Origin of the sequence: Mycobacterium sp. (assembly GCF_032159565.1) — a bacterium.
Taxonomy (GTDB): Bacteria; Actinomycetota; Actinomycetes; order Mycobacteriales; family Mycobacteriaceae; genus Mycobacterium.
Map to the genome: position 1 here is coordinate 44,017 of NZ_JAVHWR010000195.1, position 18,651 is coordinate 62,667.

Consider the following 18,651-nt stretch of genomic DNA (forward strand, 5'->3'; position numbering starts at 1 on the left):
GACAATAGGGGCATGAACATGGCCCGTATCGACCTGCGCGGCGCCGAGTTGTCGGCTGCCCGCCTGCGATCGGCGCTACCTCGCGGTGGCGTGGACGTCGACGCCGTTGTGCCGAAGGTCCGGCCGATCGTCGATGCCGTCGCGGCGCGCGGCGCCGACGCCGCCCTGGACTACGGCGAATCATTCGACGGCGTGCGCCCGCCGCAGGTGCGGGTTCCGGCGGCCGAACTACAGAGCGCCCTCGATGGGTTACCCGCCGACGTCCGCACCGCACTCGAGGTGGCAATCGAGCGCACCCGCGTCGTCCACGCCGACCAGCGGCGCACCGACACCACGACCACGCTGGCGGCCGGCGCCACGGTGACCGAACGTTGGGTGCCCGTCGAGCGCGTCGGCCTGTACGTGCCCGGGGGCAACGCCGTCTACCCGTCCAGCGTGGTGATGAACGTCGTGCCCGCCCAGACGGCAGGGGTGGACTCGCTGGTCATCGCGAGCCCGCCGCAGGCGCAGTTCGACGGTCTGCCGCATCCCACCATCCTGGCGGCCGGCCGCCTGCTCGGTGTCGACGAGGTGTGGGCCGTCGGCGGCGCCCAGGGCGTTGCGCTTCTGGCGTACGGCGGAACCGACACCGACGGAAGCGAATTGGCGCCGGTCGACATGGTGACCGGGCCGGGCAACATCTACGTCACCGCCGCCAAGCGGATCTGCCGCTCGCAAATAGGTATCGACGCCGAGGCCGGGCCAACCGAGATCGCGATCCTCGCCGACCACACCGCCGACCCCGTGCATGTCGCCGCTGACCTGATCAGCCAGGCCGAGCATGACGAGATGGCCGCCAGCGTGCTGGTCACACCGAGCGTCGGGCTGGCCGACGCCACCGACCGCGAACTCGCCACCCAGCTGGAAACCACGGTGCACCGGAAGCGGGTGACCGCGGCGCTGACCGGCCGGCAATCGGCGATCGTGCTCGTCGACGACGTCGACGCAGGCATCAAGACCGTCAACGCCTACGCCGCCGAGCACCTCGAGATCCAGACCGCCGACCCACGTGACGTGGCAGGCCGTATCCGGTCGGCCGGCGCGATCTTCGTCGGTGCATATTCGCCGGTCAGCCTCGGCGACTATTGCGCAGGCTCCAACCATGTGTTGCCGACCGCCGGATGTGCGCGGCACTCGAGCGGCCTCTCGGTGCAGACGTTTCTGCGGGGTATCCACGTCGTCGACTACGACGAGGCGGCGCTCAAAGACGTGTCGGGATATGTCATCACGCTCGCCGAGGCCGAGAACCTGCCGTCGCACGGTGAGGCGGTGCGCCGGAGGTTCGAGACGTGACGCCCGGCGACAAGGTGACGCTGGCAGACCTGCCGCTTCGCGACGACCTGCGCGGCAAGTCGCCGTACGGCGCGCCGCAACTCGCAGTACCGGTGCGGCTCAACACCAACGAGAACCCGCACCCGCCCACCCAGGCGCTGATCGACGATGTCACCAACTCGGTGAACGCGGTCGCAGGCGAACTGCACCGCTACCCGGACCGCGACGCGGTTGCTCTGCGCACCGACCTGGCGGCGTACCTGTCAACGCAGACCGGCGTCGGCGTCGGAGTCGAAAACCTGTGGGCCGCCAATGGTTCCAATGAGATCCTGCAGCAGCTATTGCAGGCGTTCGGCGGCCCGGGCCGCAGCGCAATCGGTTTCGTGCCGTCCTACTCGATGCACCCGATCATCTCCGACGGCACACAGACCGACTGGCTCGTCGCCAACCGTGGCGAGGACTTCAGCCTCGACGCCGAGGTTGCTGTGCACGCCATCAAGGAGAAATGCCCCGACATCGTGTTCGTCGCGAGCCCGAACAATCCGTCGGGACAGAGTGTTTCGCTCGACGAATTGCGTCGGCTCCTCGAGGCTATGACAACCGGCATCCTTATCCTCGATGAGGCATATGGCGAGTTCTCGTCGCAACCCAGCGCGGTGAACCTCATCGCCGAATTCCCGACCAAGCTGGTCGTGACCCGCACCATGAGCAAGGCGTTCGCGTTCGCGGGCGGAAGGCTCGGATACCTCATCGCCGCACCCGCCGTCATCGACGCCATGCTGCTGGTGCGGCTGCCGTACCACTTGTCGTCGGTCACCCAGGCCGCCGCGCGCGCCGCACTCCGGCACGCCGACGACACCCTCGGCAGCGTCGAAACGCTCATCGCCGAACGCAACCGCGTGACAGATGCGTTGACCGGCATGGGCTTTGACGTCATACCCAGCGATGCAAACTTCTTGATGTTCGGGGAATTCGCCGACGCTCCGGCCACCTGGCAGCGCTATCTCGACGCGGGCATCCTCATCCGCGACGTCGGTATCCCCGGATATCTGCGCGCCACCATCGGCCTGGCCGAGGAAAACGACGCGCTGTTGGAAGCCAGCGCACGAATAGGAGCACAGTGACCACGAATCGTCGCGCCCGCGTCGAACGCAGGACGAAGGAATCCGACATCGTCGTCGAACTCGACCTCGACGGCACCGGCGTCGTGGAGGTCTCCACCGGCGTTCCGTTCTACGACCACATGCTCAACTCTCTTGGCAGCCACGCCAGCTTCGACCTCACCGTCCAGGCGAAGGGCGACGTCGAGATCGAAGGGCATCACACGATCGAGGACACCGCGATCGTGCTGGGACAGGCGCTGCGCGAGGCGCTCGGCGACAAGAAGGGCATCCGCCGATTCGGCGACGCCTTCATCCCGATGGACGAAACGCTCGCGCACGCCGCCGTCGACGTGTCGGGCCGGCCCTACTGCGTGCACAGCGGCGAGCCGGAGCACCTGCTGCACAGCACGATCGCGGGGTCCGAGGTGCCGTACCACACCGTGATCAACCGCCACGTGTTCGAGTCGCTTGCGATGAATGCCCGCATCGCGCTACACGTGCGGACCCTGTACGGACGCGACCCGCACCACATCACCGAGGCTCAGTACAAGGCCGTCGCCCGGGCGCTGCGGCAGGCTGTCGAGTTCGACCCCAGAGTGACCGGCGTGCCATCCACGAAAGGCACTCTGTGACAACGAAGTCCGTCGTGGTACTCGATTACGGCTCGGGCAATCTGCGGTCGGCGCAGCGAGCGCTGGAAAGGGTCGGTGCCGAGGTCGAGGTGACCCCGGACGCCGATGCGGCCGCGCGCGCCGACGGGCTGGTGGTGCCTGGCGTTGGCGCGTTCGAGGCCTGCATGACCGGACTGCGCGATATCGGCGGCGACAAGATCATCGCCGGCCGCGTGGCCGCGGGCGCCCCGGTGCTCGGCGTCTGCGTCGGCATGCAGATCTTGTTCGCGCGCGGTGTGGAATTCGGCGTCGAGTCGCAGGGCTGCGGCCAGTGGCCCGGCGCGGTGGTCCGCCTGGACGCGCCGGTGATTCCGCACATGGGTTGGAACGTTGTCGATGCGGCCGACGGCAGTTCGCTGTTCAAGGGGCTGGATGACACCACCCGTTTCTACTTCGTGCACTCCTATGCCGCGCAGACGTGGGAGGGCAACCCCGAAGCCCGACTGACCTGGGCCACACACAACGTGCCGTTCCTGGCCGCCGTCGAGGACGGTGCACTGGCCGCCACCCAGTTCCATCCCGAGAAGAGCGGCGACGCGGGTGCGACATTGCTTGCCAATTGGGTGTCGGACCTGTGAGGACGCTAGGTTAGGCCTCCGTGCCAGGAAATAAGCAATTGATCCTTTTGCCTGCCGTCGACGTCGTCGACGGCAAGGCCGTCCGTCTCGTGCAGGGCCAGGCCGGCAGCGAAACCGACTACGGCTCCGCACTGGACGCCGCGATGACCTGGCAGCGCGACGGGGCGGAGTGGATCCATCTGGTGGACCTCGACGCCGCGTTCGGCCGCGGATCAAACCGCGAGCTGCTCGCCGAGGTGATCGGCAAGCTCGATGTCGCCGTCGAGTTGTCAGGCGGCATCCGCGACCAGGAGTCGCTATCGGCCGCGCTGGCGACGGGCTGCGCCCGGGTCAACCTCGGCACTGCGGCGCTGGAAAACCCCGAGTGGTGCGCGCAAGCGATCGCGGAGCACGGCGACAAGGTGGCGGTCGGACTCGACGTAAAGATCGACCCTTCCGTGCCTGGCGGCGGGTTCCGACTACGCGGCCGCGGCTGGGAGACCGACGGTGGAGATCTGTGGCCGGTGCTGGATCGTCTTGACAGCGAGGGGTGTTCGCGATTCGTCGTGACAGATGTCACGAAGGACGGCACGCTGCAAGGACCCAACCTCGGTCTGCTGTCCACCGTCGCCGAACGGACAGACGCTCCGGTCATCGCCTCCGGTGGGGTGTCCAGCCTTGACGACCTGCGTGCCATCGCGACCCTGACCGATAGCGGCGTCGAAGGCGCAATCATCGGAAAAGCGCTGTACGCCGGGCGATTCACGCTGCCGCAGGCGCTCGCCGCGGTAGGGGAGTAGCCGGCCATGGCGCTCGATGAGACCGATATCGAAGCGCTGGTCTCTGCGGCCTCCGCAATCCTGGACGAGGCGGCCAAGCCGTTCGTGTCCGGCCACGGTGCCGAGTCTGCGGTGAAAAAGAAAGGCGACGACTTCGCCACAGAGGTTGATCTCGCCATCGAACGCCAGGTGGTCGAGGCGCTGGTGTCGAGCACCGGTATCGAGGTGCACGGCGAAGAGTTCGGTGGCGCCGACATCAATTCACCGCTGGTGTGGGTGCTCGACCCGATCGACGGCACGTTCAACTATGCGGCGGGTCTGCCGACGGCGGCGATCCTGCTGGCCCTGGTTCGTGACGGCGAGCCGATCGCGGGTCTGACATGGTTGCCGTTCACCGATCAGCGGTACACGGCGGTGGTCGGAAAGCCGTTGTACGCCAATAATGTCGCGCAGCCAGCGCTGAAGTCAGCCGGCGTGGGTGCCAGTGTGGTCGGCACGGGTACCTTCGATGTCGACTCGCGGGGACGCTTCCCGGGCCGCTATCGCCTCGCGATCGTCGAACAGCTGAGCCGACGATGCTCGCGGATGCGCATGCATGGCGCCATCGGCGTCGACCTCGCGTACACCGCCGCCGGAATCCTCGGCGGCGCCATCACGTTCGGTGGTCATGTGTGGGATCACGCGGCCGGCGTGGCCTTGGTGAGGGCTGGCGGAGGCGTCGTCACCGATTTGGCGGGCAACGACTGGACGACCGATTCCAAGTCGGCGCTGGCGGGCGTACCCGGTGTACACGATGAGCTGCTCGACATCGTGCGCTCAGCCGGCGATCCGGATGACTACCGATGAATCCGAAGGACCTCGCGGTTCGTATCATTCCGTGCCTCGACGTCGACGACGGCCGGGTGGTCAAGGGCGTCAATTTCGAAAATTTGCGTGACGCAGGAGATCCCGTCGAGCTGGCGGCCGCGTACGACCGCGAGGGTGCCGACGAGCTCACCTTCTTGGATGTGACGGCGAGTTCGTCCGGTCGCGCCACCATGCTGGAGGTCGTCAAACGGACCGCGGAGCAGGTTTTCATCCCGCTCACCGTCGGCGGAGGCGTGCGGTCGGTGGCAGATGTCGACGTGCTGCTGCGTGCGGGCGCCGACAAGGTCGCCGTCAACACGGCGGCCATTGCGCGCCCTGAACTGCTGGCCGAACTGTCCCGCAAGTTCGGGTCGCAATGCATCGTGTTGTCGGTCGACGCCCGAACCGTGCCGGCGGATACGGAGCCGACGCCGTCGGGATGGGAGGTCACCACCCACGGCGGGCGGCGCGGCACCGGCATCGACGCGATCGAATGGGCCGCCCGCGGTGCAGAACTGGGCGTCGGCGAGATTCTGCTCAACTCGATGGACTTCGACGGCACCAAGGCCGGATTCGACCTCAGAATGCTACGGGCCGTGCGCGGTGCGGTGAGCATCCCGGTGATCGCCAGCGGTGGCGCCGGTGCCAAGGAAGATTTCGCGCCCGCGGTTGTTGCAGGAGCCGACGCCGTACTGGCCGCCAGCGTGTTCCACTTCGGGGAGCTGACGATCGCCGAGGTGAAGGCGGCGATGGCGGCGGAAGGGGTCGTGGTGCGATGAGCGCTTGCGCGAAGAGCAGTAGGCACCGATGAGCGCTTGCGCGAAGAGCAGTAGGCACCGATGAGTCTTGATGCCGGTATTGCGGCGCGGCTCAAGCGCGACGCCAACGGCCTTTTTACCGCGGTGGTGCAGGAGCGAGGCACCGGACAGGTGCTGATGGTGGCGTGGATGGATGACGCCGCCCTTGCCCGCACACTGGAAACGCGCGAAGCGACGTACTTTTCGCGGTCCCGCGGCGAGCAGTGGATCAAGGGGCGGACATCGGGCCATACGCAGCATGTGCACTCCGTCCGGCTGGATTGCGACGGTGACACGGTGCTCCTCGAAGTCGACCAGGTCGGTGCCGCCTGCCACACCGGCGACCACACCTGCTTCGACGCCGACCTACTGCTCGGCCCGGCGGACTAGGGCATTGAGGAAGGTCGCCGCCCTGGCCGCTGCGGCAGTGACCGTGGTCGCACTCCGTCGCGCTGCGACCCTGCGCACATCGATGAGGACAGCGGCTCCGGAGTTGCGTACGTTGGCGGTGCTCGTCACGGGAATTCCGATGAATTCGATGACGCTGCCCCTTGTCCGATTGTTGATGAGCATCAAGTCCCGTCCCGGGTCCGGTGTGACGGTGACCGAACACCACGTCGAAAAGGCCGAGGTGCTCGTACTGGGGCCCACCGATGGTCCCTCGCCTCGACCTGCGGTGCTGTTGCTTCATGGCGGCGGAATGTGTGCGGGCTCAGCACAGTTGGAGGCCGAGCCCGCCGCAAGGATCGTCCGGGCAATCGGTGCGGTCGTGGTGTCACCTAACTACCGGCTGGCGCCGGAGCATCCCTTTCCGGGTGGGCTGGACGACTGCATGGCAACGCTGCACTGGATGGTCGAACACTCCGACGAACTCGGCATCGATGCGGGTCGTATCGCCGTGTGCGGAACAAGTGCAGGCGGCGGCCTCGCTGCGGCGGTCGCCCAGCGCGCTTTCGACGAGGGCATCTCCCTGCGGGCCCAGGCGCTGGTGTCGCCGATGCTCGACGATCGGACCGCCCTGCGAAGCGACCTCGCCGGCAAGGGCGAGCTGACGTGGTCACCGCGGTCCAACAGATGGGCATGGACCATGTATCTCGGACGCACGCCACGGATGTCGGACGCTCCGGAGTATGCCGCGCCCGCGCGGCGCGCCGACGTTGCCGGGTTGCCTGCGGCGTGGATCGGAGTCGGCGACTTGGAGACGTTCTACGACGAGTGCGTCGCCTACGCCAACAAGCTGACGGCGGCCGGCGTGTGTTGCGGGCTGGTCACGGTGCCCGGGATGTACCACACAGCCGAAGGAATAGCCCGAAAAGCACTGTCAATGCATGATTTTCACGCCATCATGGTGCAGTTTCTGTGTGTCCACCTGGACGCGGTACCGATTTCTGCGTGAGGGCTGCCGTCGGAGGACGCACGACGACCCTGGTGCAGAAATCGGCGCAACGCGAGCGCTACGGCTCGATGATGCGGGTGGCCTTGGCCCGTGCCGTCCAGCGACCCTCGTCGTAGCCCACCACCACGGGATGGGCGAACGCGGCGCTGACATTGTCGGTCGTCACCGTCGTTCTCGCCGCACCTGTCGCCACCGTTCGACCCTCGGCGATCAGCAGCGCGTGCGTCGTCGTCGTCGGAAGCTCTTCGAGATGGTGCGTGACGAGGATCGACGCGACTTCCGGGTGAGTTTCGTCGAGCGAGTCGATGGTTTCCAAAAGCTGTTCGCGTGCGGCCACATCGAGGCCGGTGGTGGGCTCGTCGAGCAGCAGCAGTCGCGGCTCGGAGATGAGCGCGCGGGCGATGAGTGTGCGGCCTCGCTCACCCTGCGACAGCGTCGGCCACACATCGTCGGCCTTGTGGGTCAGCCCGACCGCCGCGATCATCGCGTCGGCCCGGTCGCGCTCCTCGGCGCTCGGCGTCCAGCGCATCGGGGTGTCGATGGTGGCCGTGATGCCGGTCATCACCACCTCGCGGACGGTCAGCGAATACTGAAGGCGGTGACGGGGATTCACGTGTCCGATGAAACGGCGCAGGGTGGCCAGCTCGATCCGGCCCATCTGCTCGCCGAGAATGTGCACCGACCCCGATGTCGGGAACGTCACCGCCGCACAGAAGCCGAGCAGCGTGCTCTTGCCTGCTCCGTTGGGCCCCAGCAGGGCCCAGTGCTCACCGGCATTCACCGTCAGCGAGATGCCGTCGATGATCTGCTTGCCGTCGCGGCGGAACGTCACATCGTGGAGCGCGAGAACTGCTGTCACGCCGACTGCCGCTGCCGCAGCACCTCCAACGCCTTATCGGCGTGGGTTTCCATGCTGAACTCACTCGCGATCACGTCGAGGACGGTGCCGTCGGTGTCGATGACGAATGTGGTGCGCTTGACCGGCATCAGCTTGCCCAACAGCCCACGCTTGACGCTGAACTGCGCCGCGACGCTGCCGTCGGCGTCCGACAGCAGCGGATAGTCGAAGCGCTGGGTATCGGAGAACTTCGCCTGTTTGGCGACGGGATCGGTGCTGATGCCGACCCGGGATGCGCCGACGGCTGTGAACTCGCCGGCGAGGTCGCGGAAATGACAGGCCTCCTTCGTGCAGCCCGGCGTCATGGCCGCGGGGTAGAAGAACAGCACGATCGGGCCGTCGGCGAGTAGCGATGTGAGGCTTCGCACAGCACCCGTCTGGTCTGGCAATTCGAACTCGGCGACCCGGTCACCACGTTTCATGAGTGTCACGCTACGCCTGACTTACTGCCCGTCCCGCCGTAGAAGTCTGGGAGTATTACCACGTGCAAACCACCGCCAACCACAGTGTCGCCTCCTCGCCCGAGCTCTCGTCGCTGGCTGTCACGACGTCGCGCGAGGACTTCCGGGCGCTGGCCGCCGGGCATCGGGTCGTTCCGGTGACCCGCAAGGTGCTGGCCGACAGCGAGACGCCGCTGTCGGCCTACCGCAAGCTGGCCGCCAACCGCCCTGGCACGTTCCTGCTGGAATCCGCGGAGAACGGGCGGTCCTGGTCGCGGTGGTCGTTCATCGGCGCGGGTGCCCCGTCGGCGTTCACGGTTCGCGACGGCGAGGCGGCATGGTTGGGCGTCACCCCGCGCGACGCGCCAAGCGGTGGTGATCCGCTGCAAGCGCTGCATTCGACGCTGGAGTTGCTGCAGACCGAACCCGTTCCCGGTCTACCGCCGCTTTCCGGCGGTCTCGTCGGTTTCTTCGCATACGACCTGGTGCGCAGGCTTGAACGGCTGCCCGAGCTGGTCGTCGACGACCTCGGGCTGCCCGACATCCTGCTTCTGCTGGCCACCGACATCGCCGCCGTCGACCACCACGAGGGCACGATCACGCTGATCGCCAATGCGGTGAACTGGAACGGCACCGACGAACGCGTCGATTGGGCCTACGAAGACGCCGTCGCGCGCCTGGACGTGATGACCGAAGCGCTCGGCAGGAACCTGTCGTCGACGGTGGCGACGTTCGGCAGGCCCGAGCCGCTGCACCGGAAGCAGCGCTCGGTGGAGGACTACAGCGCCATCGTGGAGCGACTCGTCGGCGACATCGAGGCCGGCGAGGCATTCCAGGTGGTGCCGTCGCAACGGTTCGAGATGGACACCGATGCCGACCCGCTCGACGTGTACCGGATGCTGCGGGTGTCAAATCCCAGCCCGTACATGTACCTGCTGAACGTGCCCGACGCCGATGGCGCACTGGACTTCTCGGTTGTCGGGTCGAGTCCCGAAGCGCTGGTGACCGTCACGGACGGGCGCGCGACGACGCACCCCATCGCCGGAACGCGGTGGCGCGGCGCGACCGAAGATGAGGACGTGCTGCTCGAGAAGGAGCTGCAGGAGGACGAGAAGGAACGCGCCGAGCACCTGATGCTGGTGGACCTCGGCCGCAACGATCTCGGCCGTGTCTGCGTGCCGGGAACGGTGCGGGTGGAGGATTACAGCCATATCGAGCGCTACAGCCACGTCATGCATCTCGTGTCGTCGGTGACGGGACAGTTGGCTGACGGCAAGACGGCGCTGGACGCCGTCACGGCGTGTTTCCCGGCGGGCACGCTCACCGGGGCTCCGAAGGTGCGGGCGATGGAACTCATCGAGGAGGTCGAGAAGACCCGCCGCGGCCTTTACGGCGGTGTGCTCGGCTACCTGGACTTCGCAGGCAACGCAGACTTCGCGATCGCCATCCGCACCGCCCTGATGCGCGAGCGGACAGCATATGTGCAGGCCGGCGGGGGCGTCGTGGCCGACTCCAACGGCCCCTACGAGTACAACGAGGCCGCGAACAAGGCCAAAGCCGTGCTGAATGCCATCGCTGCGGCGGAGACGCTGACCGAGCCATGAAACACATCGGGCAGCTGGTGCTGTTGGTGGCGGCGGGCGCGCTGTGGCTGGCGTCCCGGATGACGTGGGTCGTGGTGAGCTCGTTCGACGGGCTGGGGCAACCCGAGACCGCGACGCTGAACGGCGCAGCGTGGTCGACGGCGCTGGTGCCGCTGGCCCTGATCCTGCTGGCAGCGGCGCTCAAGTCAATGGTGGGGCCGCGATGGCAGCTGCGGCTTCTGGCGCTGGTCGTCGGCGCGCTGAGCACCGTAATGGCCTACCTGGCGATCAGCCTGTGGGTGATTCCCGATGTGGCCGTGCGCGCCGCCGGCCTCGCGGAGGTGCCGCTGGTGGATCTGGTGGGCACGCAGCGGCATTACTGGGGTGCCATCGTCGCCTTGATTGCCGCTGTGCTCACCCTCGCGGGCGCGGTGCTGCTTCTGCGGGCACCCGTGAAGAACGAGTCGAAAAACGAGAAGTACGAGGCTCCGGCGCGGCGACGCGAGGCGGTGCGGCGACGGGCCGCGGACGGCGACGACATGTCGGAGCGGATGATGTGGGACGCACTCGACGACGGGCGTGATCCCACCAAGCCGGACACCGAGGGGCGGTGACAGATGGTGTGCTCGGGGCGGTTACCCTTCGATGAAGATCATCCGTCAGGGAAACGGCGCGAACGCGGAGGGAGTCGACGGATTATGAGTTCGGCGACTGTGCTCGACTCCATCATTGAGGGAGTTCGCGCAGACGTCGCCGCGCGCGAGGCCGTCGTCAGTCTCGACGAGGTCAAGGCGGCCGCGAAGGCCGCGGCCGCGCCGCTGAACGTGATGGCGGCGCTGCGCGAACCCGGCATCGGCGTCATCGCCGAAGTGAAGCGCGCCAGCCCGTCTCGGGGAGCTCTTGCGACGATCTCCGACCCCGGGAAGCTCGCCGGCGCATACGAGGACGGCGGAGCGCGCATCATCAGCGTGCTGACCGAAGAGCGCAGGTTCAACGGGTCGCTCGACGACCTGGACGTCGTGCGCGCCGCGGTGTCAATCCCGGTGTTGCGCAAAGATTTCATCGTCCGGCCGTACCAGATCCACGAGGCCCGCGCGCACGGTGCCGACATGCTGTTGCTCATCGTCGCAGCGCTCGAACAGTCCGCACTGGTGTCGATGCTCGATCGCACCGAATCGTTGGGAATGACCGCGTTGGTCGAGGTGCACACCGAAGAGGAGGCCGATCGGGCGCTTCAGGCAGGCGCGAAGGTGATCGGCGTCAACGCGCGCGATCTGAAGACGCTCGACGTCGACCGGGATTGCTTCGCGCGCATCGCGCCGGGCCTGCCGACCAACACCATCCGGATCGCAGAGTCGGGCGTGCGCGGTCCGGCGGATCTTCTGGCGTACGCCGGTGCGGGTGCTGACGCCGTTCTCGTCGGCGAGGGTTTGGTCACCAGCGGTGATCCACGCAGCGCCGTCGCCGATCTGGTCACCGCAGGCACGCACCCGTCCTGCCCGAAACCGTCCCGCTGAGAAGTGGCCGACCTCGCCGGCCCCGAGTTGCCGCGTTCTAGCGCGGCGGTCGCGGAACCCACAGCTCACGATCCCGATGCCAGGGGTCATTTCGGTGTCTACGGAGGACGATTCGTTCCCGAGGCGCTGATGGCGGTGATCGAGGAGGTCACCGCCTCTTACGAGAAGGCGCGCGGCGACCAGGCATTCCTCGATGAATTGGACCGACTGCAGCGGCATTACAGCGGTCGGCCATCACCGCTTTACGAAGCCGCGAGGCTCAGCGGGCATGCGGGTGGTGCGCGAATCTTCCTCAAGCGAGAAGACCTGAATCACACCGGGTCTCACAAGATCAACAACGTGCTGGGTCAAGCCTTGCTCGCGCGCCAGATGGGCAAGAAGCGTGTCATCGCCGAGACGGGCGCCGGCCAGCACGGCGTTGCCACCGCGACCGCATGCGCGTTGTTGGGCCTGGACTGCGTGATCTACATGGGCGCAGTGGATACCGCCCGCCAGGCGTTGAACGTTGCGCGGATGCGGCTGTTGGGAGCTGAAGTAGTCTCTGTCGAGTCCGGCTCGAAGACACTCAAGGATGCGATCAACGAGGCGTTCCGCGACTGGGTGACCAACGCAGACGACACCTATTACTGCTTCGGCACCGCGGCAGGTCCGCATCCATTCCCGGTGATGGTCCGCGACTTTCAACGGGTGATCGGTCTCGAGGCGCGCGTCCAGATCCAGGACCAGGCCGGCCGGTTACCCGACGCGGTGACCGCATGCGTCGGCGGCGGGTCCAACGCCATCGGTATCTTCCACGCGTTCATCGACGATCCGGGTGTGAAGCTGGTCGGTTTCGAGGCTGCGGGCGACGGTGTCGAAACGGGCCGTCACGCAGCGACGTTCACCGGTGGATCGCCCGGCGCGTTTCAGGGCTCCTTCTCCTATCTGTTGCAGGACGACGACGGGCAGACCATCGAATCGCATTCCATCTCGGCGGGTCTGGACTATCCCGGCGTCGGCCCAGAACATGCTTTCCTGAAGGACATCGGGCGTGCCGAGTACCGGCCGATCACCGACATCGAAGCGATGGATGCGTTCGGTCTGCTGTGCAGGACCGAAGGCATCATCCCGGCCATCGAATCCGCGCACGCGGTGGCGGGAGCGGTGAAGTTGGGCAACGAACTCGGTTCGGGCTCGGTCATCGTGGTCAACATGTCGGGCCGCGGCGACAAGGACGTGGAGACGGCGGCCAAGTGGTTCGGCGTGCTCGACAACAAGGGGACCTCCGGCTCATGAGCAAAGGACTTTCCGGCATGTTCGACGCGTGCCGGACCGAGGGCCGGTCGGCGCTCATCGGGTACCTGCCGACGGGCTACCCCGATGTGCCCATCTCGATCTCGGCGATGACCACGCTCGTCGAATCCGGTTGTGACGTCATCGAGGTCGGCATGCCGTACTCGGACCCCGGCATGGACGGGCCCACCATTGCGACCGCCACCGAGGCGGCACTGCGCGGTGGTGTCCGGGTGCGCGACTCGTTGACGGCGGTCGAGGCGATCAGCAAGGCCGGTGGCCGCGGAGTCGTGATGACCTACTGGAACCTCGTATTGCACTACGGCGTAGACGCTTTCGCTCGCGACCTGGCGTCCGCCGGCGGCCTCGGGATGATCACGCCGGACCTGATTCCGGACGAGGGGGCCGAATGGCTGGCGGTATCCGATGCACACGATCTGGACCGCATCTTCCTGGTGGCGCCGTCGTCGACGCCTGAACGCCTTGCCGAGACGGTCAGGGCCTCGCGCGGATTCGTCTATGCGGCGTCGACGATGGGTGTGACCGGCGCGCGCGACGCCGTCTCGGTTGCCGCACCCGAGCTGGTTCAACGGGTAAAGGCGGTGTCGGATATCGCGGTCGGCGTCGGACTGGGGGTGCGATCCCGTGAGCAGGCCGCCCAGATCGGTGCATACGCCGACGGTGTCATTGTTGGCTCGGCCCTGGTGTCAGCGCTCACGGAGGGCCTACCCGCCCTGCGTGCGCTGACCGAAGAATTGGCCGACGGTGTGCGGCAGAGGATTTCGGCGTGACAACGACCATACTTGCGTCCTTCCCCAGCCCGTCGCAGGGTGTTTGGCACCTCGGGTTCATTCCGATCCGCGCCTACGCGCTGTTCATCCTCGTCGGCGTCATCGTCGCACTGGTCATCGGTGACCGGCGGTGGACGGCTCGCGGTGGGGAGCCGGGTGTCATCTATGACATCGCACTGTGGGCCATCATCCTCGGGCTGATCGGGGGCCGGCTATATCATGTCCTCACCGACTGGAGCACGTACTTCGGGCCCGGCGGTGCGGGGCTGTGGGCGGCCTTCAAGATCCAAGAGGGCGGCCTGGGCATCTGGGGTGCGGTAGCGCTCGGCGGCGTCGGCGCCTGGATCGGCTGTCGGCGGCGGGGTATTCCGTTGCCGGCGTTCGGCGATGCGATCGCACCGGGAATCGTGCTGGCACAGGCGATCGGCCGGATCGGCAACTACTTCAACCAGGAGCTGTACGGCAGGCCGACGACGATGCCGTGGGGCCTGGAGATCTACGAGCGCCGCGACGCGCATGGCGCACTCGATTCGCTCAACGGAGTATCGACCGGTCAGCTGATCGAGACCGTCCACCCCACCTTCCTGTACGAGTTGCTGTGGAACCTGCTGGTATTCGTGCTGCTCATCTGGATAGACCGCCGCTACCGGATCGGACACGGCCGGCTGTTCGCCACGTACGTCGCCGCGTACTGCTTCGGACGGTTCTGGGTCGAGTTGATGCGCAGCGACATGGCGACCCATATCGCCGGGATCCGGATCAACTCGTTCGTCTCGGTGTTCGTCTTCATCGGCGCCGTCGTCTACATCATGGTGGCGCCAAAGGGCCGTGAGGATCCGTCCTCGCTTCGCGGAAACGCCGAGGAGGAGCAACTCGCTCCTGACGAGGACGAGCGGTCGCCGGCAGATGAGCTCACCAAAGAGCTTGCCGCAGTGGCGGCCACCACCGGCGTGGTGGCGGCGGCGAAGGCAGCAGGCGAGAAGGAAGACGAAGACGCCGCCGCTGCGCACAAGGCCGACGCAGAGGATGCCTCCGACGATGAGGCTGAACCGGTCGCCGAGGCCGAGCAACTCGCCGAGGACGTCGAGACCGCGCCGGCCGAAGACATCGCGGAGGCAGCGGAGTTCGCTGAAGCGGGTGAAGAAGCAGACGCAGCGGACACCGCGGCGGTCGGCGGTGTGGGCGCTGTCGAGGGCGACGAGGTGGTCGAGGCCGAGGAGGCCGCGCCCGAGGTGCACGAGGCCGCGGTCGAGAGCGCCGAGGATGCCGCCGAAGTCGCTGACAAGGGCGACGAGGTAGCCGCCGAGGACGAGCCGGGCGAAGGCGCCGCTGAAGAGGTCGCCGCTGTAGGGGACTCAGAACCGGACACCGCGGTGGTCGGCGGTGTGGGCGCTGTGGAGGGCGACGAGGTGGTCGAGGCCGAGGAGGCCTCGCCCGAGGTGCACGAGGCCGCGGTCGAGAGCGCCGAGGAAGCGGCTGAGGTCGCCGACGAGGTAGCCGCCGAAGAGACCGGCGACGCCGAGGTCGAGGACGAAGCCGAGCAGCCAGCCGAAGGCGACGCTACCGGTGGCTTGGGTGCCGTAGAGGGCGATGAAGTCGCCGAGGCGGAGCAGGCTGCGCCGGAGGTTCACAACGCCGCTGTCGAGGATGCAGAAGATGCGGCCGCAACCGCTGAGACCGCAGACGACTCGGGCGCGACCTCACGATTCCGTATGCGATGGGGCCGACGCTCCCGTCGAACCTAAAGCTGTTGCGCCGGTGCAACCGTCTGCTCAGCGGCTTTCACCCAACCCAGACCACGATTCCCGTCGCCGATGCAATAGATGGTCTGTGGTTGCGATTCCGATCTCGGATCGCAAACCGTGTCGGGATCACGTCCTCGAAGGCAACAAAAACCAGTTACGCAGGCGGTAGCGTCAGTTGCTGGCTGGGCTGTCGACGGTATTTGCCACCCCAAGCTCTCGGCAACACCCCAGCGGCGATGTGACTGGAGACAACGATGAAGCGCTGCATCCTTGGAGGATCGGTTGCCCTGCTGATGGCCGCCGAGCTGATCGCCATAGCGCCGCCGGCCAGCGCCGGATGCCAGTACGGCGGACCCGTTATCAGTAAGTGCGATGGACCGGTGCAGCCTGACGGCAGCTGGCAACGTTGCGTGGCAGTTGCCCAATTGATTCCTCGCGGCGCTAGTTCCTACCTCGCGCCCGTCAAGCGCTGCGGGGTGATGGGTACTGGCCAGGACACTTGGGATCTCGACTTCGCCGACCCGCCGGCGCACATCGACGACTGAGCGGGCGATCATTCGTGAATGCACGCTGCACACGCCTTCGTGCGGACCGCCGTCCTCCTGCGGGTGCCGACAGAGGCGTTCCCCGGCTACGCGACGTGGAAGTCGCGATCGTCGGGTCGGGCCAACATCGCCGCCATCGTTTTGCGGTCATAGGGCCATAAGTCGATGTTGCCTTCGTCGGTGAGGTACCAGGAGTTGCATCCGGTGTTCCACACCGTGGGCCCGAGCGCGGTGGCGACGTCGTCGTTGAACTTCGTGGTCGCCTGTTCGGTGACCTCGACGGTGTCAAAATCGCCATCGCGAAAGCGCCGCAGCCATTGCACGATGTAGCGCGCGGTCAGCTCAGCGGAGTACTGCAGCGATATCGAGCCGGTCGGCGAGTTGGGTCCAAGCACCGTGAAGAAGTTCGGGAACCCCGGAATAGCGGTCATCCGGTACGCGCGTGGGCCTTTCGCCCATGCGTCGTCGATGTCCAGGCCGTCACGGCCGTGCAGCTTCATCGGGCGCATGTAGTTGTGAGCTTGAAATCCGGTGGCGAATATCAACAGGTCGACATCGTGTTCGCGGCCGTCTGCGGTCCGGACACCGCGTGGGGTGATCTCCTCGATCTCGGCGGTGACCACGTCGGCGTTGTCGGATCGAATCGCTCGGTAGTACGTGGCCGACATGACTTGCCGCTTACAGAAGGGCTGGTAGTCCGGGGTAAGGCGGTCGCGTAGTTCGCGATCTCGAATCTGAAGGCGCAGACACCACCGTGCGTAGTTCTGCGCCGCTCGGCGCTGCCAAGTCGGCCGCACGGCGATATCGGTCAAGATGCGCGAGCCCCGAAGCAAGACGCCGTAGCACCGACGGTGTATTGCAGGCAATCTGCGCAGCACCGTTCCCACCAGCGTCGGCTGGGAAAGGCTCATCGGCGCCCATATCACCCACTGCGGGGACCGCACGAAGTGAGCGATGTGCGCGGCGTCGCGCTGCAGTGCGGACACGATCTGTACGCCGGTGGACCCGTTTCCGATGACGGCGACTCTGCGGCCGCCGGTCTCGATTGCGTGGTTCCACCGCGCGGTGTGCATGACGTCGCCGCCGAACGAGTCGAGCCCCGGAATGTTCGGCGTGAACGGGTGATGCAAAACACCGGTCGCCGCGATCACGAAATCCGCTTCTGCTTCCGTGCCGTCCGCGGTGACGACATGCCAAGCGGTGCCGGTGAAGACCGTGGAGACGACTTCGGAATTCAACCGCAGACGATCCTCGAGGCCGAACCGTTCGACCACCTCGCCGAGATAACGCTGGATCTCTTCACCGGGCGCGAATATGCCGGTCCAGTCCGGTTTGGGGGCGAATGAGAACTGGTAGAGCTGCGACGGCACGTCACACGTAAGACCCGGATAACGGTTCCAATGCCAGACGCCGCCGACGTCGTTGCCCTTCTCCAGAATGGTGAAGTCGTGAAAGCCGGCCCGCTGCAGCGTGACTGCCGTGGCGATGCCTGCGACACCCGCGCCGATGATGACGATCCGCGGTTCCCGGGTCATCGTCGTCTTCTGGCCTGCGCCGCGATCGTCTTCTGGTAGCCGTCGCGCAACTCGTGATCGACCGATGTCAACGCCCGGCGGTCGCGAATTGCCCTGCGGGCCAAGCCGATCACGGCTGGCGGAGTCACGGCGCTGAGCAGGTCCCATCCCGCAAGATACCGGGGCACCGTGATCTGGGCGCGCCTGCTGGCGACGCTGCCGACGATGGCCCGCGCGACGGCCTCCGGTTCGACGGTCGGCAGCCCCCGCCCGAGTGGGACACCCGATGCGAGCCGGGTGCGCACCGCGCTGGGCAGCACGGTCGTGACACTGACACCCGAATCGCGGTACTCCTCGCGGACCGCGGCGGACAACCCCACAGCGGCGAACTTACTGGCGTTGTACACCGCCATACCGGGAATCGGCAGCTTTCCGGCCATTGAAGCCACATTCACGATGTGCCCGTGCCCGCGTTCGATCATGTGCGGCAACACGAGTCGCATGCCGTGGATCAACCCCCAGACGTTGACCTCGAATGTCGTCCTGCTGATCGCGTCGTCCTCGGCCAGAAAGTCGCCGAGCGGCATGACGCCGGCGTTGTTGACGAGAACATCGATACGGCCGTGACGCTCGATCACGGCGGTGCGGAACTCGGCGAACGAGTTCCGCGATGTCACGTCGACGGTGTAGCCGCGCACGCGAGGAGCAGGCGAGCATTGAGCACCGTCGAGATCGCCGACACAGACTGTCGCCCCTCGAGCGCTGAAGAGGTCCGCCGTCGACTTTCCGATCCCGCGTGCCCCGCCCGTGACCGCGACGATTGCACCGTCAAGATCGATATCGGGGTAAGTCATACTGACTCCGTCCAGATCCGGAAACTGACGGT

Annotated in this window: 20 protein-coding genes; 16 read left to right on the top strand and 4 right to left on the bottom strand. The window is 66.7% G+C overall.

Translation table 11 applies throughout. From position 1 onward, the window contains the following. The first annotated feature begins 18 nt into the window (after positions 1-18). From hisD to QOC76_RS26340, 9 genes are all read left to right on the top strand, one after another. On the top strand, positions 19-1,332 hold the full coding sequence (gene hisD / locus QOC76_RS26300; RefSeq protein ID WP_526362129.1) for a histidinol dehydrogenase: 1,314 nt from the start codon (positions 19-21) through the stop codon (positions 1,330-1,332). After that, positions 1,329-2,435 carry a histidinol-phosphate transaminase gene (locus QOC76_RS26305; protein WP_526361993.1) on the top strand — a complete coding sequence of 369 codons (1,107 nt, stop codon included), beginning with the start codon at positions 1,329-1,331 and terminating at the stop codon, positions 2,433-2,435. The genes hisD and QOC76_RS26305 overlap by 4 nt, the downstream gene beginning before the upstream one ends. After that, complete coding sequence (gene hisB / locus QOC76_RS26310; protein ID WP_526361995.1) at positions 2,432-3,046, top strand: imidazoleglycerol-phosphate dehydratase HisB; 615 nt, start codon at positions 2,432-2,434, stop codon at positions 3,044-3,046. Before QOC76_RS26305 ends, hisB begins: the two co-directional genes overlap by 4 nt. Further along, positions 3,043-3,663: an imidazole glycerol phosphate synthase subunit HisH gene (hisH, locus tag QOC76_RS26315; RefSeq protein WP_526361997.1), complete on the top strand. Its 621-nt coding sequence runs from the start codon at positions 3,043-3,045 to the stop codon at positions 3,661-3,663. Before hisB ends, hisH begins: the two co-directional genes overlap by 4 nt. 38 nt (positions 3,664-3,701) lie before the next feature. Next, a complete protein-coding gene (priA, locus tag QOC76_RS26320; protein ID WP_526362131.1) occupies positions 3,702-4,442 on the top strand; it encodes a bifunctional 1-(5-phosphoribosyl)-5-((5-phosphoribosylamino)methylideneamino)imidazole-4-carboxamide isomerase/phosphoribosylanthranilate isomerase PriA in 741 nt (246 codons plus the stop codon). A 6-nt stretch (positions 4,443-4,448) separates the two neighbouring features. Next, positions 4,449-5,267 (top strand): inositol monophosphatase family protein, encoded by an 819-nt coding sequence (locus tag QOC76_RS26325; protein ID WP_526361999.1) that lies wholly within the window; start codon positions 4,449-4,451, stop codon positions 5,265-5,267. Beyond that, the gene (gene hisF / locus QOC76_RS26330) at positions 5,264-6,046 is read left to right on the top strand and encodes an imidazole glycerol phosphate synthase subunit HisF (protein WP_526362001.1); all 783 of its coding nucleotides are present in this window, start codon (positions 5,264-5,266) and stop codon (positions 6,044-6,046) included. Before QOC76_RS26325 ends, hisF begins: the two co-directional genes overlap by 4 nt. Positions 6,047-6,106: 60 nt before the next feature. After that, complete coding sequence (gene hisI, locus QOC76_RS26335) at positions 6,107-6,454, top strand: phosphoribosyl-AMP cyclohydrolase (protein ID WP_526362003.1); 348 nt, start codon at positions 6,107-6,109, stop codon at positions 6,452-6,454. 82 nt (positions 6,455-6,536) lie between these two features. Then, entirely contained in the window at positions 6,537-7,460 is a 924-nt protein-coding gene (locus QOC76_RS26340; RefSeq protein ID WP_526362005.1) for an alpha/beta hydrolase, read from the top strand. A gap of 58 nt (positions 7,461-7,518) precedes the next feature. On the opposite strand, the gene QOC76_RS26345 is transcribed toward QOC76_RS26340, so the two are convergent. Continuing rightward, complete coding sequence (locus tag QOC76_RS26345) at positions 7,519-8,319, bottom strand: ABC transporter ATP-binding protein (RefSeq protein ID WP_526362007.1); 801 nt, start codon at positions 8,317-8,319, stop codon at positions 7,519-7,521. Next, positions 8,316-8,780: a peroxiredoxin gene (locus QOC76_RS26350; protein ID WP_526362009.1), complete on the bottom strand. Its 465-nt coding sequence runs from the start codon at positions 8,778-8,780 to the stop codon at positions 8,316-8,318. The genes QOC76_RS26345 and QOC76_RS26350 overlap by 4 nt, the downstream gene beginning before the upstream one ends. A gap of 62 nt (positions 8,781-8,842) precedes the next feature. On the opposite strand from QOC76_RS26350, the gene QOC76_RS26355 reads away from it, so the two are divergent. The 7 genes from QOC76_RS26355 (at position 8,843) to QOC76_RS26385 (ending at position 16,251) form a co-directional block, all read left to right on the top strand. Further along, positions 8,843-10,402, top strand: coding sequence for an anthranilate synthase component I (locus QOC76_RS26355; RefSeq protein WP_526362011.1), 1,560 nt, complete (start codon positions 8,843-8,845; stop codon positions 10,400-10,402). Continuing rightward, on the top strand, positions 10,399-10,995 hold the full coding sequence (locus tag QOC76_RS26360; RefSeq protein ID WP_526362013.1) for a TIGR02234 family membrane protein: 597 nt from the start codon (positions 10,399-10,401) through the stop codon (positions 10,993-10,995). Before QOC76_RS26355 ends, QOC76_RS26360 begins: the two co-directional genes overlap by 4 nt. An 84-nt stretch (positions 10,996-11,079) precedes the next feature. Further along, positions 11,080-11,898, top strand: a complete 819-nt coding sequence (trpC, locus tag QOC76_RS26365) for an indole-3-glycerol phosphate synthase TrpC (RefSeq protein WP_526362015.1) — start codon at positions 11,080-11,082, stop codon at positions 11,896-11,898. A 3-nt stretch (positions 11,899-11,901) separates the two neighbouring features. Further along, on the top strand, positions 11,902-13,173 hold the full coding sequence (gene trpB / locus QOC76_RS26370) for a tryptophan synthase subunit beta (protein ID WP_526362017.1): 1,272 nt from the start codon (positions 11,902-11,904) through the stop codon (positions 13,171-13,173). Further along, entirely contained in the window at positions 13,170-13,961 is a 792-nt protein-coding gene (gene trpA / locus QOC76_RS26375; protein ID WP_526362019.1) for a tryptophan synthase subunit alpha, read from the top strand. Before trpB ends, trpA begins: the two co-directional genes overlap by 4 nt. Continuing rightward, entirely contained in the window at positions 13,958-15,706 is a 1,749-nt protein-coding gene (gene lgt, locus QOC76_RS26380) for a prolipoprotein diacylglyceryl transferase (protein ID WP_526362021.1), read from the top strand. Before trpA ends, lgt begins: the two co-directional genes overlap by 4 nt. Before the next feature lie 254 nt (positions 15,707-15,960). After that, positions 15,961-16,251, top strand: a complete 291-nt coding sequence (locus tag QOC76_RS26385) for a CDGP domain-containing protein (protein ID WP_526362023.1) — start codon at positions 15,961-15,963, stop codon at positions 16,249-16,251. An 86-nt stretch (positions 16,252-16,337) separates the two neighbouring features. Here QOC76_RS26385 and QOC76_RS26390 read toward each other — a convergent pair whose 3' ends face one another. Both QOC76_RS26390 and QOC76_RS26395 read right to left on the bottom strand, forming a co-directional pair. Further along, positions 16,338-17,786 carry a flavin-containing monooxygenase gene (locus tag QOC76_RS26390; RefSeq protein ID WP_526362025.1) on the bottom strand — a complete coding sequence of 483 codons (1,449 nt, stop codon included), beginning with the start codon at positions 17,784-17,786 and terminating at the stop codon, positions 16,338-16,340. Then, complete coding sequence (locus tag QOC76_RS26395; protein ID WP_526362027.1) at positions 17,783-18,619, bottom strand: SDR family NAD(P)-dependent oxidoreductase; 837 nt, start codon at positions 18,617-18,619, stop codon at positions 17,783-17,785. The genes QOC76_RS26390 and QOC76_RS26395 overlap by 4 nt, the downstream gene beginning before the upstream one ends. Positions 18,620-18,651 lie beyond the last annotated feature (32 nt).